This window comes from Robbsia sp. KACC 23696 (genome assembly GCF_039852015.1).
GTDB lineage: Bacteria > Pseudomonadota > Gammaproteobacteria > Burkholderiales > Burkholderiaceae > Robbsia.
Map to the genome: position 1 here is coordinate 1,183,848 of NZ_CP156627.1, position 12,185 is coordinate 1,196,032.

The 12,185-nt window shown below is 63.2% G+C and carries 12 protein-coding genes; 5 read left to right on the forward strand and 7 right to left on the reverse strand.

Going from position 1 to position 12,185, the window contains the following annotated elements:
* Positions 1–17 precede the first annotated feature (17 nt).
* Together ABEG21_RS19795 and ABEG21_RS19800 are read right to left on the reverse strand one after the other, a co-directional pair.
* A complete protein-coding gene (locus tag ABEG21_RS19795) occupies positions 18–629 on the reverse strand; it encodes an N-acetyltransferase family protein (RefSeq protein WP_347557131.1) in 612 nt (203 codons plus the stop codon).
* 8 nt (positions 630–637) lie between these two features.
* Entirely contained in the window at positions 638–1,225 is a 588-nt protein-coding gene (locus ABEG21_RS19800; protein WP_347557132.1) for a hypothetical protein, read from the reverse strand.
* Positions 1,226–1,525: 300 nt separating this feature from the next.
* Here ABEG21_RS19800 and ABEG21_RS19805 point away from each other — a divergent pair, with 300 nt between their 5' ends.
* The gene (locus tag ABEG21_RS19805) at positions 1,526–2,902 is read left to right on the forward strand and encodes a nitrate- and nitrite sensing domain-containing protein (RefSeq protein ID WP_347557133.1); all 1,377 of its coding nucleotides are present in this window, start codon (positions 1,526–1,528) and stop codon (positions 2,900–2,902) included.
* Here the strand turns inward: ABEG21_RS19805 and ABEG21_RS19810 are convergent.
* Positions 2,890–3,759, reverse strand: a complete 870-nt coding sequence (locus tag ABEG21_RS19810; protein ID WP_347557134.1) for a helix-turn-helix domain-containing protein — start codon at positions 3,757–3,759, stop codon at positions 2,890–2,892. The two genes, ABEG21_RS19805 and ABEG21_RS19810, sit on opposite strands and share 13 nt — an antisense overlap.
* A 137-nt stretch (positions 3,760–3,896) precedes the next feature.
* Here ABEG21_RS19810 and ABEG21_RS19815 point away from each other — a divergent pair, with 137 nt between their 5' ends.
* The 4 genes from ABEG21_RS19815 (at position 3,897) to ABEG21_RS19830 (ending at position 7,649) form a co-directional block, all read left to right on the forward strand.
* Complete coding sequence (locus tag ABEG21_RS19815; protein WP_347557135.1) at positions 3,897–4,676, forward strand: alpha/beta hydrolase; 780 nt, start codon at positions 3,897–3,899, stop codon at positions 4,674–4,676.
* Positions 4,673–5,479, forward strand: a complete 807-nt coding sequence (locus tag ABEG21_RS19820; RefSeq protein WP_347557136.1) for a transporter substrate-binding domain-containing protein — start codon at positions 4,673–4,675, stop codon at positions 5,477–5,479. Before ABEG21_RS19815 ends, ABEG21_RS19820 begins: the two co-directional genes overlap by 4 nt.
* Positions 5,480–5,763: 284 nt before the next feature.
* Positions 5,764–6,867 carry a TauD/TfdA family dioxygenase gene (locus ABEG21_RS19825; RefSeq protein ID WP_347557137.1) on the forward strand — a complete coding sequence of 368 codons (1,104 nt, stop codon included), beginning with the start codon at positions 5,764–5,766 and terminating at the stop codon, positions 6,865–6,867.
* 56 nt (positions 6,868–6,923) lie between these two features.
* On the forward strand, positions 6,924–7,649 hold the full coding sequence (locus tag ABEG21_RS19830) for an SDR family oxidoreductase (protein ID WP_347557138.1): 726 nt from the start codon (positions 6,924–6,926) through the stop codon (positions 7,647–7,649).
* Positions 7,650–7,759: 110 nt separating this feature from the next.
* Here ABEG21_RS19830 and ABEG21_RS19835 read toward each other — a convergent pair whose 3' ends face one another.
* The 4 genes from ABEG21_RS19835 to ygiD form a co-directional block, all read right to left on the reverse strand.
* Positions 7,760–8,737: a helix-turn-helix domain-containing protein gene (locus ABEG21_RS19835; protein ID WP_347557139.1), complete on the reverse strand. Its 978-nt coding sequence runs from the start codon at positions 8,735–8,737 to the stop codon at positions 7,760–7,762.
* Between the two features lie 215 nt (positions 8,738–8,952).
* Positions 8,953–10,029 carry an acetamidase/formamidase family protein gene (locus ABEG21_RS19840; protein WP_347557140.1) on the reverse strand — a complete coding sequence of 359 codons (1,077 nt, stop codon included), beginning with the start codon at positions 10,027–10,029 and terminating at the stop codon, positions 8,953–8,955.
* A 93-nt stretch (positions 10,030–10,122) separates the two neighbouring features.
* Positions 10,123–11,319, reverse strand: coding sequence for a PDR/VanB family oxidoreductase (locus ABEG21_RS19845; RefSeq protein WP_347557141.1), 1,197 nt, complete (start codon positions 11,317–11,319; stop codon positions 10,123–10,125).
* Positions 11,319–12,173 (reverse strand): 4,5-DOPA dioxygenase extradiol, encoded by an 855-nt coding sequence (gene ygiD, locus ABEG21_RS19850; protein ID WP_347557142.1) that lies wholly within the window; start codon positions 12,171–12,173, stop codon positions 11,319–11,321. Before ygiD ends, ABEG21_RS19845 begins: the two co-directional genes overlap by 1 nt.
* Positions 12,174–12,185 lie beyond the last annotated feature (12 nt).

Genomic DNA, 12,185 nt, shown 5'->3' on the forward strand with positions numbered 1-12,185 from the left:
GTACGCGACACGCGATCTCAGGCAGCGGGCGACGCTGCGTCGACCGTGTCGCGCAAGGACAGCTGCATCAGCGTTACGTCGATCCATCGGTCGTATTTGAATCCGACATTCCGCAAGCGACCGATCGGGACGAAGCCGCACCGCGCATGCACGCCGAGCGACGCGGCATTATCGTCACCGGCCACCGTCGCGATCATTTCCTGGATGCCTGCCGCACGGCAGGCCGCGATCAGGCTTTCCAGCAACCGTCGGCCCAGCCCTCGTCCGGTGACCGTACCGTCGAGATAGACCGAATGTTCGACGGTGAAGCGATAGGCCGCGCGCGCCTTGTACGGCCCCGCATAGGCATAGCCGACGACCCGTCCCGCCATTACCGCCACCAGATAAGGGGCACCTGCGGCGACGATATCGCGATGTCGCTGCACCATTGTCTCCACGCTCGGCGCTTCCGTTTCGAAAGAAATCGTCGTGGACAGGACGTAGGGTGCGTAGATGCGCGCCACATCGACCATGTCGGCCGGCGTGGCCGCACGGATCGCGATGGCCGAGGCATCGCACGTGCCTGTGGCGGCGTGCGTCGCGTCGGCCCGGAGGGGCGTGTCGAGGGCGGTGGGGGGGTGATCGGGCATTGATGCGGTCATTGACGGATGGAGTGTGGTGCTTTGGGGGGAGCCACCGGGCGCGGCAATAGACGACTTGCGACTGCGAGACCGACTTTCAGCGTGTAGATTACCAGCATCGTGCCAGTCAGATTGCCGCTCGCCATCGCAATAAAGCCGTCGAGCAGCAGATAGGTCTGTCCCTTCCATGCGAGCCAGATATGCAGCGCGAGCGGGTCCAGGATCGAATAGGCCAGAATCAGCACGAACAGGCGAGCGCTGGTCAGATTCGACAAGGACGCGTGCAGTCCATAGCGATATTGCGCGGCCTTGTAGATCAGATAAGGGACGGCTGACGAGATGAAGCCGCCGACGATCGCGCGATCGGGATCGTGCGGGAAGAAGTAGGCGAAATTGACGCCCCAACTAACAAGCAATAAGCCGACGGCGCCGGCTTCTGCCAGCAGGAGCGTGCTGAGCAGGCGGATGCCGGCGGGCAGATAGATCCAATTGATGCCGTGAACGAATTCGCTGTGTGAAAACAGATGCTCGTTCAGCCATAAGGCCAGGACGAACAGGGCGATCGTGCCGAGGACCGAAGCGAGAAAGACGCGAAGCTGAGTCATGACGCCGGTGCAGTGCGCGCGGGGAAACGGTGCCGCGTTTCGATGCGCGCTGAAGCGTTGAAAAACGAACCGGTAAAAAGGACCGGCACGACGAAAGGCGCCGCAGATTTTCGCTCGCAAAATTCCGAGGGGCAATGCCCATGGACAAGACATCGTGTCGGTGACGTGTATCGGCCACAGTGGTTCCCGCCAGCGCGTCGTCTGATCTTCCGACACGCTGGCGATATCGTCTGCGCCTGGCGATATTGTCGGGCTTACAATACGGACAAACCTTTACTCCCCACCTAACGCCGCCCGACGATGTCCGCCCCCGCCATGCAGTTCACGTTGCACGCCAAGCAACGGGAGATCGACGCGTTGCGCTTGTTGGCCGACCGGATCGAATTGACCGATCTGTTGGGCCGGTTGGTGCACGTCTTGCAACGTGAGCGGGGCATCACGAGCATCTACCTGGGCTCCGACGGTCGCCGCTTCGTGACGGAGCGTGGCGCGGTACGCGACGAATCGGTACCGATGCTGCTGGCGCTGCGGGATCGACTCGATCTGGAGCTGGCACCGGGGCAGAGTGCGACGGCACGGATGCTGTCGACGATTGCGTGGGTGTTGCTCGATCTCGATTCGCTCGATGCCTTGCGGGCGCGGATCGATCGGCGGGCGCTGTCCGCAACGGATTCGGTGACCGCTTTCAGCAAGGTGATCGGCGGCTTGATGGAGTTGATTTTTCAGTTGGCCGACGTGTCGCCCGACCCGGGTATATCCCGCACGCTGGTGGCCTTGGTACACGTGGTGCAGGCCAAGGAAGCGGCGGGACAGGAGCGTGCGGTGGGGGCACATATGTTCGCCGCCGGCCGATTCGCGGTGGATCAGCAGCAGCGCCTGGTTCACTTGATCGGTGCGCAGTCGCGCGGGCTGGACGTTTTCCTGCAGTTCGCCGATGCGGCGCAAAGCACGTGGTGGGCGGCGCGCAGCGGGACCGCGCAGCGGGCCAGTCTGGAGACGTTGCGTCAACGGCTTTGCACCGCGGCCAGCGGCGATGCGCTGGACACGGCGTTGAGCGAGCCGTGGTTCGAGGCGACGAGTGCGCGCATCACCGATCTATGGCATCTACAGATCGCCTTGACCCTGCATGTGCGACAGGCCTGCGATACACAAATCGGCATCGCGGAACAAGCGCTGCGCGATTCGGAAAGGCTGATCCAGCAATGGCGCGAGAATCCGCCGCCGCATGCGCATGCGCTCGAACACTTCTTTGCTGGCGTGCCGGACGGCGATACGACGGCCCATCCGGTGCCCGAACACCTCTCGGGTGCGGAGCGTTCGACGATGGCGAGCTTGCAGTCCTTGCTGGAGGCGCAGGGCGCACGCCTGGCGCGAATGGAGGTGGAGCTGGATGCGGCGCGCCGGGCCTTGCACGATCGCAAACTGGTCGAACGGGCCAAGATCGCGCTGATGGCGCGGCACGGATTGCGCGAAGAGGCGGCGTTCAGAATGTTGCAAAAGACGGCGATGGACCAGAATCGACGCCTCGTCGATGTCGCCGAAGCCTGTCTGGCGCTGCCGGACGCCGCGGCGGAGGCGGTGCCCTCGGCGCGGCAGCAGGAGCGGGGAGCAGCGCCGAGCTCGCCGCCGGGCACGGCGCGTCGGCCCGGCCAGAAATCGCTGCGTCAGTCCGAATAACGCTTGATCAAATGCTGCAACTCGCGCACCGCGTCCGTGCCTTTTAGCGCGGTTTCCCATAGCACAGCCGTCAATCGGTCATGTTTTTCCAGTGCTTCCGGATCTTCGGTAATGGTCGCGACGCCGTAACGAAGGTTTGTCGGTTCGCCGATGCGGAAGGGGCTATTAACCAGATATCGTCGTCCTTGTGCGTGGATGATTTGATATCCGGCGGTAGGGAGCGGGCGTCTCGTCAATCCGATCTGAATATGCATCGGTGGCGATGCGATCAGGTTGGCCATGTGTTCGATCTCTCGCGCCGCCTCGCGCCGCAACTCGGATCGCTGCGCATACGATTTATCGCTCGTCACGGCCAATCCGTTCGCCAGGTAACGTTCGATGCTCGACAAAGGGACGATGTTGACCATCGCCGGTTGCCGATACCTGAAAATCGCTTTGCGCCGTTCCAGATTGGTCAAAAGCCGCACGCTTTCGGCAGGCGTGATCGGATCGATATCTTGGGGATCGTGGAGGCTTCGACTCAAGGCGCGGTCGTATTCTGCGGAACTCAGCACATAAATAAGCGGCCCGAACACCACGGATACGCGTTCGGCGTGTTCCTCCAGTGCCGCAATGCGTTCGAAGAAGCGAAAACCGTCTGTCAGGTACTCGGTGCCCAGACCGAGCAATGTGCCTGGGGGCATACCGTAGACGCGCGCGAATTTTTCGAGTGTTTCCAGCTTGACGATCTCGCCCGCTTCATACCGATGCAGCAGCGCCCGCGAAACGCCTATCGCTTTTGCCACATCGTCCGCCGTCATCCCGCTTTCCAATCGGCAGGCCTTCAGGCGCTCACCCACTGCGCGGAAATTCGCCATGGAAAAACATTATCTCCGCATCGCCATTGTCTCAATATTGTGACATGCGTCATGAAAAAGCGTCAAATGCCGAAAATGGCCATTGGCGCTGCGGTATTGCCGCCAGATACTCGTCGCTTCATGGAAAGGGGAAACTGATGCCAATAATTCGACTCGACGGCGCCCGCGTTCATTACACCGATAGCGGTGGCGACGGACGTCCGGTGATCTTTCTGCATGGCGGCTTCGGCAGTTCATCGGAACTATGGCAACGCACCATCGACGCGTTGCCGGCAGGCTGGCGTGGTCTTGCCATCGATAACTTTCTGCGCTCGGATGCCCCTCCCGATGGCTACAACATCGCAGCGCTTGCGCGGCGGGTCGCGGCGTTCATCGACCGGCTGGGGCTCGTGCGACCCGTGGTCGTAGGACATTCGATGGGCGGCGTCGTCACGCAGATGACGGCCGCGCGCTATCAGGACAAATTGGGTGGCATCACGCTCGTATGTACCGGTCCGTCGATGACGAATCATTCCCTCGGGCGCGCCTTGCTCGCGCAACTGGAGAGCAGCGACATCGATACGATGCGCGAGATCAGCGCCCACTGGTTCCGCGTGCTGCCACAGCCCTTCTTCGACGGTTATGTCGAGCGCGCCAAGGCCGCGCCCATTTCCGCGATGATCGACGTACAGGCATCGTTGATCGAAACCGACATGCGCGCCGACTTACCCGATATCGCGTTGCCCGCCTTGGTGGTGTGGGGTGCGCACGATGCAGGTCGGACGATGGAGCATGCGCAACGACTGCTCGATGGTCTGCCAAACAGTCGGCTCGCCCCGATGCACGACAGTGGCCACTCGCCGATGCTGGAAACGCCCGAAGCGTTCGATAGCGCGTTTCACGCTTTCCTGACGTCCATTCCGGAGACAAACACATGATGCGTTCCGGCCTTTTCGCCCGTGGTATCGGTGCGATGGCACTATCGCTGGCCGGCGTCGTTGGCGTCGCGCTGTATGCCACCACGGCCGCTGCCGACACGCTGGACGACGTCCGCAAAGCCGGCGTGATTCGCATCGCCGTGCCCCAGGACTATGCGCCGTTCGGATCGATGGGCAGCGACATGACATTGCAGGGCTATGACGTGGAGGTCGCCAAGCGCACCGCGGCGGCGATGCATGTCAGGCTGGAAATCGTGCCGGTGACGATGGCCAACAAGATCCCCTATCTGGTCAGCAACAAGGTGGACCTTGCGCTCAATTTGGGAAAGAACCCGGAACGCGCGAAGGTGATTGATTTCACGGAACCCTACGCACCGTACTACACCGCTGTCTTTGGCCCGAAGGCGACAGCCATGTCGGATCTCGGGGCACTGGCTGGTCAGAAGATTGGCGTGGTGAGCAGTTCCCAGGAAGACCTCTACGTGACGCAGCATGCGCCGGCGAGCGCGCAGGTCGTTCGCTACCAGGACAACAGCGCGGCTGTCGCGGCGTTTCTGTCCGGACAGGTGGCGTTTCTTGCCACGGGAAATATCGTCGGTGCCAAGCTGCTTGCCGACAATCCGCAACGCGGATTCGCGCAGAAAGTGTTGCTGATGAACTCGCCGGTGTGCGCGGCGGTTCGAAAAGGCGACGGCGCAATGCGCGACGCCGTCAACCAGGTCTTGTCTGCCGAGCGGGCGAGCGGCGCGCTGAATACATTGTCGCTGCAGTGGCTGAAACAGCCGCTCGACGCCAAGCCCTGACGCACGCTATTTGTTGCCGGAAGAAGCGTCGCGGAGCAAGAAGTCGCTGAGGCGATAGGACGGCGGCGCACAGTGAACGGGTACGGCAGCATGCCGCGCCTAGACCAGGGCCGGTCGCGATGCGCGTCCAGACAAGACATCGCGACCAACCGCGGCGAAGATAGCGACATTGCCTTGCGATAGCCTGTGCGCCTACCTCGGCTGGAAGAACAGGCGCGCAGCGTAGACGATGGCAACATCGATCGTCGCACGGCAAGTTACCTTCATTCGCGGATCACGACATCATGACTTCTTCAGTGGCATTGGCGCCCGTCGTCGGCGCGGCCGCCTGGCGCGGGGATGCGCTCAGTGGCAAGGACAGCTGGATCTACCAATTCAGCGACGAGCAAGTGGCCGAACTCGAACGTCTGGGACGGCGCTTCGTCGAAACCGATCCCGATCTGCGGTTCGTCACCGCCGCCGATTACCCGCTGGACCACTGCGCGTCGGCGATTGCCGCCTGGGGTCTCGACGTCGATCGGGGCCGAGGCTTCGTGTTGGCGCGCGGGCTGCGCACCGATCTTTACTCGGACGCCCTGTCGGCAGCGATCTATTACATCCTCGGACTGCATATGGGCGACCCGATGCGCCAGAACGAAATGGGCGATCTGGTCGATCATGTCTACGCCACATCGGACAAGATGCTCGACGACCCCGGCGCCTTGTCCGCGAAGATCCGCGACCTGCTGCCGTTCCATTCCGACAGCTCCGATATCGTCTCGTTGATGTGTCTGCGCCCGGCGAAAGAGGGCGGCGCATCCTGCCTGGTTTCCGGTGCGGAGATCTATAACGAGATCCTGCGGCGGCGTCCGGACCTCGCCCCCTTGCTGCTCGAACCTTTCGATTGGGATTGGCGTCGGCAAGATCACAAGGCGCCGGCCAATACCTACCGTTCCCCGATCGTCAGTTTCGTCGATGGGGTCTTCAGCATGTATGCCGGATCGCTGTATGTGTTCACCGCGCAAGACTACCCGGAAGTGGCTCGTCTGACCGAGGCGCAGATCGAAGTGCTGAAGCTGTTCGACGATATCACCTACGAGCCGGGCATGTCGTTGGAGATGGATTTCCGCCCTGGCGATATCCAATGGTTGTCCAACTATGCCGCGCTGCATTCGCGGACCCGCTTTATCGATTTTCCCGAACCGCAACGCCGTCGCCATCTGTTGCGCCTCTGGCTGCGCCGCGAAGTAGGGCGACCGATCGCACCCGGCTTCGGCAAGAACGCCGTCGTGCAGGACCGTTACGCGAGCCGTGAACCGGACGCGGACGCGGCAGCGACGCAGGCAACGGGCGCCTTCGAAACCCGTTTCAAAATCGGCATTGCCGCGGCCCCTCGCATGCCGAGCTGAGTGGTGTGCCCTCAGCACGTTTCCGTGCGCCCCTTTTTTTGAGAGATACCGCTACGATGTCAAAGCCGCTTATCGTCATTACCGGTGCCAGTTCCGGCATTGGTGAATCCACTGCTCGCCTGCTGTCCGCGGCCGGTTACCCCTTGTTGCTGCTGGCCCGTCGTCTGGAACGCCTTGAAGCACTGGCGCTGCCGAATACGCTGTGTCGTCGTGTCGATGTCACCGATCGTGCGGCGCTGACGAAGGCCGTTACGGAGGCCGAGTCCTTGTTCGGCCCGGTCGATGCCTTGATCAACAACGCCGGCCTGATGTTGCTCGGCGATATGGCCGCGCAGGATCCCACCGAATGGGATCGGATGCTGGACGTCAATGTGAAGGGTTTGATGAATGGCGTTCACGCAGTGCTGGCGGGCATGGTGGCGCGTAAGCACGGCACCATCATCAACGTAAGCTCGACGTCGGGACGCAAGACCTATCCGCAGCATGCCGCTTACGTCGGCACGAAACACGCGGTGCATGCCTTCTCGGAGAATCTGCGCGAGGAAGTGGCGCCGAGCAACGTCCGCGTCATTGTCATCGCGCCTGGCGCCTGCGATACCGAGCTGCAAACGATTACGACGAATCAGCAGATCAAGGATGGCTTCCAGGCTTGGAAGGCCGAGATCGGCGGCGTCATCCTGGCACCTGAAGAGGTCGCCGAAGCGATCCGCTTCGCCTACGAAATGCCGCAGAAAGTCTGTATCCGTGAAGTCGTGCTCGCCGCGACGAACCAGACCGTCTAGATTGCCCAGACCCAAATCGCCTGCCTCTCTCCGCGGGGGCAGGACGCCGCTTGGCGCAGTACCGCCCCCCCCCTCACGCAACACAACCCCTCCGGTCCATCCCCCGCGCGTCAGGCCGCCTGCGTGCTGGCCACCGTCACGCGCAGTTGCCGGGTACGGCATTCTCGCGGCGTGATGTCGTATTTCGCGCGGAAACTACGGCTGAAATGCGCGGCATCATTGAAGCCCCAGCGAAAACAGATCTCCGATACCGACAACGCACTGTGGGCTGCGCTGCACAGATCGGCGTGGCATCGTGCCAGGCGGCGGTCGCGCAGATAGACGCTGAACGTCAGGCCGGCTTCCTCGAACAGCTTCTGCAGGTAACGCGGCGAGACGCCCTGTTGTTCGGTCAGTTTCGTCAATGACAGTTCGGCGTCGCCCAATTGCTGGTCGATCGACTGGCAGATGCGATGGAAATGCGCGGCACGAATCCGGTCGCCGAAGCGCTTGCCCGGCTGCGTGTCGGCAAGACTGGCGACGAGAAATTCCGACAGCGCGACTTCCACCGGATGAATTTCATGCGGAGCAAAGGCCTCAAGCTCGTCGCCGACCGATAACAGCATGCCGGTCAGCATCCGTGTCAGTCGGCTGTCGGCCGGGAGGATCCCGGAGCGCAACGTCGCCGGATCCACGAGACCGGGATGCAGTGCATTGATCGGCATGCGGACGTACAGCATGCGAAAGTCGGCGTGTAATTCGAGTTTCGAGTTGCGGCGGCTCGGGCCGTAGAGAATATCGCCGCGCGACAACGTGAGACGATCGCCCGCTTCGGAGAAGACCGATTGCCCTTCGAGCAGCACGGCCAGCCAGAGCCCCGCCTGCTGATTCTGATAGCTTCCCGATATCGTCAGCGGCGACGCGCTAAGCCGGGAGAATTCGATGCCGGTCGGCGACATCATGCCGACGACCTCCGCATGGAAGTCGTCGCCCAACGCGGTTTCCGGCATCGGCAGACACATCGTGTCCATGGCCTCGCGCCAGACATAGGGACGCGTCGTGTCGGCGCTGCCCTCGGTCGAATAATGCCAGTTCTTGACGGTCATCATCGCATCGGTCCTCACGGCACGGTGCGTCTCGCGCGCGACGGTATTGTGGCAAAAGTCGACGGGGGGGCGAGACGCTTTTTTCTATTACCCCATTGTCGCGCCAACGCGACGCAAGTGAAACTGGTCAAAAATGCCTGTGCGACGATGGCGCCCGATCCATTGCCTTCGCGCTCGGCATGCCGCGCGCGGTGGCGCCGCGGCCGCTTTGGCGTTGCTTAGACCTGACGCGGCGGAAAGATGCCGCGCGGAATCCGCACGTGCGCGCCCAGCGTCGAATCCACGACTTGCGTGATGCCGACGTCGCCGGCGACGCTGATCAGCGAATAGGCGTCGTTGCGGCTCAGGCCGAGGTGTTCTTCGAGCAAGGTCATCGTGTCGAGCGTGGCGCCGCGCAAGGCCTGGTCGAGTTGGTCGCCGAAGCCGTGCACGATCCAGCAATCCGGTGTTTCCAGCAACGGTGCGGGGAAGTGGAAGTCCTTGCGCAGGATGATCTGCATCGCCACGTTCAACGACGACTCGATGGCCGTGCCGCTCACTTCGCCATCTCCTTGCGAGACGTGCGGATCGCCGACGGAAAACAGCGCCCCTTCCACCTGTACCGGGTAATACATCGTCGCGCCGGCCCCGATGCGCCAGTTGTCGATATTACCGCCGTGGCGCCCGGGCGGAATCGTGCTGACGCGACCGTCGACTGCTGGGGCGACGCCGGCCGTTCCAAGATGCGGTCGGGCCGGCACGCGGATGCCCGGCAAGGCCGCCTGGCGATCGCAGACGGCGCAATCGGTGATCGTGCCGGGCGTCAGATAGGTACCGGGGAAATCGTAGGCGTAAAGCGCGCTGGCGTATTGCGCGGCGGCATCGAGTTCATAGATCGTCACGCGTTCCTTTTCGCCCATCTCCTTGTACAGATAGCCCCAATTGGCGGCCAGGTTCGAGCCATAGCGGCAGCGCGGCGTCATCGACAGATAGCGGACCTCCAGCATGTCGCCGGGCTGCGCGCCCTTGACATGAATCGGACCGGTCATGATGTGTACGCCGGGATTGCGATCGCTTTCCGGAATGGCGCGCCAGAGCGCATGCAGCGCATCGTCCATCATCAGGTCCGGCGCATCGCCGGCATGATGGGTGATCGCTTCCGCGTAGACGATATCGCCGCTGTCGATCGTCAGCGACGGCCGCAGCGAGGCGTCGAAATAGCCCCAATGCACGTTCTCGCGGGTGGCGCGCAGTGTATGCAACTGCTTGGGCGGCGTATCGGCACGGAAGTCGGAGGGAGAGGGGATCAGAGCCATTGCAATTTCCTGACGGGAGTCGGTCGAACAAAAAGGGGCATGTGCGCTGCCCTGCCGCTGCGATACCGGAGCGCGGCGCGGCAGCGGCATCGGTTACAGATCGAGCACCAGGATCGGTGTCCGGGAGCGGGAACAACAGGGCGTAAAGACGGTGCCGGCCGCTTGTTCTTCGGCGGTGAGGATCCAGTCGCGATGGTCGGGCGTGCCGGACAGCACCGATGTCTTGCAGGCGCCGCAGACGCCTTGTTCGCACGACATCGGGATGTAGACGCCGGCACGCGACAGCGCGGCGCAGGCACTCTCGCCGGCGGCAACGCTGACCTGACGCCCGGACCGCGCGAGTTCGACGATGAAAGGGCCATCGGGGTCCGTCTTGGCGGCATCGCGGATGGTGCCGCCGACATCCACGTCGCCCGTGTCTCCCACGTCGCCCGTACCGCCGTGCCGAGGCGCACGCGCGTCCGGCGCGGCGAAGCGCTCGGTATGCAGATGATGCGCCGGCCAGCCCAAGGCACGGGCCGTCTCGAAAACAGCGTCGCTCATCGTCGCGGGGCCGCATACATACAAGTGACGACCGGGTTCCGGGGCGCCGATCAAGGCGGCGAGGTCGGGGCTGCGACCGATATGTCGCTGCACGGCAGACCGCCAGCGTGCGCTGCCGGCCAAAGCGTCGGAAACGTGGGCCGCCGCGGCGCGGCCGAATTCGTGTAACGCGAAAGGCACGCCGGCGTTGTCCATCGCCCAGGCCATGGCGATCAGCGGCGTGATGCCGACGCCACCGGCGATCAACAGTTGCGTCGGGGCCGGCGTGGCGTCGGCTTCGGGCCACTGTATCGCGAACAGATTGATCGGTTCGGAGGCCTGCAGCACGTCGCCGGGTTTTGCCGTGTCGCAGAGAAAACGCGATCCGCCGCGGCCGCTGTCTTCACGCCGTATCGCGATCACGTAATGCATTGGATCGGCGGGATCGCCGCACAGCGAGTAGTGCCGCAATCGGGCCAGCTCGGGACGCGCGTTGTCGTCCGCCAAACCCGCGGCGGACGACGCCGACGTCGACGCCGCCGCAGTCGCGGCGCGACAATCGATCGCCAGATGGGCACCGGCCTCGTAGGCGGGCAAGGGCATGCCGTCGAGCGCCTCGAGTTCGAGGGCGACGATATGCGCGCTGAGATCGCGTCGGGCGCTGATGCGTAAAGACAGCGGCAGGAGGGCGGACATCGTGGGCGTGTCGGTGAAGGAGGGCGTGACTGCCCCACGCGACAAGCACGCGGGATCGGTGGCGGCGTTCATCAGACTGTCTCGGCCGGCATGAACGCACTCTCCCGCAGGGTGCGTTCGGGCGCATCATGCAAGGAGAAGCTCAGCATGCTGAGCGAGCCGTACTCGACGCGCTCGGATTCGAAGCGCAACACGTCGTCCGGATGGCGTGCGCCCAATGCATACAGCACCGGCAGATAATGTTCCGGCGTGGGAATCGACAGCGCGGCATCGCGGCCGTGTTTGACGAAGTCGACGACCTCATCCGGCTGATCGTTCGCGATCGCATTGCGAATGATCGCGTGGAAGCGTTGCGCCCAATCGTGTCCGGATTCGGGCAGCGACCAGTTCATCGCGGGCAGGTTATGGACGACATTGCCGCTTGCGGCCACCAGGATATTGGCGTCCCGCAACGGTCGCAGGGCCTGCCCCAGCGCAAAATGTTCGCGTGGCGAAAACTGACGATTCAAGCTGAGCTGCAAGACCGGAATATCGGCATCCGGAAAGGCCTTCACGAGAACCGACCAGCTGCCGTGATCGAGGCCCCAATCGTTGTCCGGCGTGACGGTAAGGCCGGCGTCGGCCAGACAATCGATGACTTCCCGGGCGATCTCCGGTGCGCCGGGCGCCGGGTAACGCACATCGAAGAGTGCCTGCGGGAAGGCACCGAAGTCGTGAATCGTCTCGGGGCGCGCCATCGCCGTGATGGCGCTGCCGCGTGTCATCCAATGGGCCGAGACCATCACGATGGCACGCGGGCGTTGGCGCGCGATGACCGACTGGCCCATCTCGGTCCAGGCGCGGGTATTCGGGTTGTCGTCCAATGCATTCATTGGACTGCCGTGTCCGAAGAAGAGGACCGGTTGGCGATAAGAAGAATCGGACATGGTGCGGAGATC

What these genes read in the sequence shown, in the direction of transcription:
- ABEG21_RS19795 (WP_347557131.1), bottom strand. Translation starts at nt 629, where the DNA reads ATGCCCGATCACCCCCCCACCGCCCTCGACACGCCCCTCCGGGCCGAC.
- ABEG21_RS19800 (WP_347557132.1), bottom strand. Translation starts at nt 1,225, where the DNA reads ATGACTCAGCTTCGCGTCTTTCTCGCTTCGGTCCTCGGCACGATCGCC.
- ABEG21_RS19805 (WP_347557133.1), top strand. Translation starts at nt 1,526, where the DNA reads ATGTCCGCCCCCGCCATGCAGTTCACGTTGCACGCCAAGCAACGGGAG.
- ABEG21_RS19810 (WP_347557134.1), bottom strand. Translation starts at nt 3,759, where the DNA reads ATGGCGAATTTCCGCGCAGTGGGTGAGCGCCTGAAGGCCTGCCGATTG.
- ABEG21_RS19815 (WP_347557135.1), top strand. Translation starts at nt 3,897, where the DNA reads ATGCCAATAATTCGACTCGACGGCGCCCGCGTTCATTACACCGATAGC.
- ABEG21_RS19820 (WP_347557136.1), top strand. Translation starts at nt 4,673, where the DNA reads ATGATGCGTTCCGGCCTTTTCGCCCGTGGTATCGGTGCGATGGCACTA.
- ABEG21_RS19825 (WP_347557137.1), top strand. Translation starts at nt 5,764, where the DNA reads ATGACTTCTTCAGTGGCATTGGCGCCCGTCGTCGGCGCGGCCGCCTGG.
- ABEG21_RS19830 (WP_347557138.1), top strand. Translation starts at nt 6,924, where the DNA reads ATGTCAAAGCCGCTTATCGTCATTACCGGTGCCAGTTCCGGCATTGGT.
- ABEG21_RS19835 (WP_347557139.1), bottom strand. Translation starts at nt 8,737, where the DNA reads ATGATGACCGTCAAGAACTGGCATTATTCGACCGAGGGCAGCGCCGAC.
- ABEG21_RS19840 (WP_347557140.1), bottom strand. Translation starts at nt 10,029, where the DNA reads ATGGCTCTGATCCCCTCTCCCTCCGACTTCCGTGCCGATACGCCGCCC.
- ABEG21_RS19845 (WP_347557141.1), bottom strand. Translation starts at nt 11,319, where the DNA reads ATGAACGCCGCCACCGATCCCGCGTGCTTGTCGCGTGGGGCAGTCACG.
- ygiD (WP_347557142.1), bottom strand. Translation starts at nt 12,173, where the DNA reads ATGTCCGATTCTTCTTATCGCCAACCGGTCCTCTTCTTCGGACACGGC.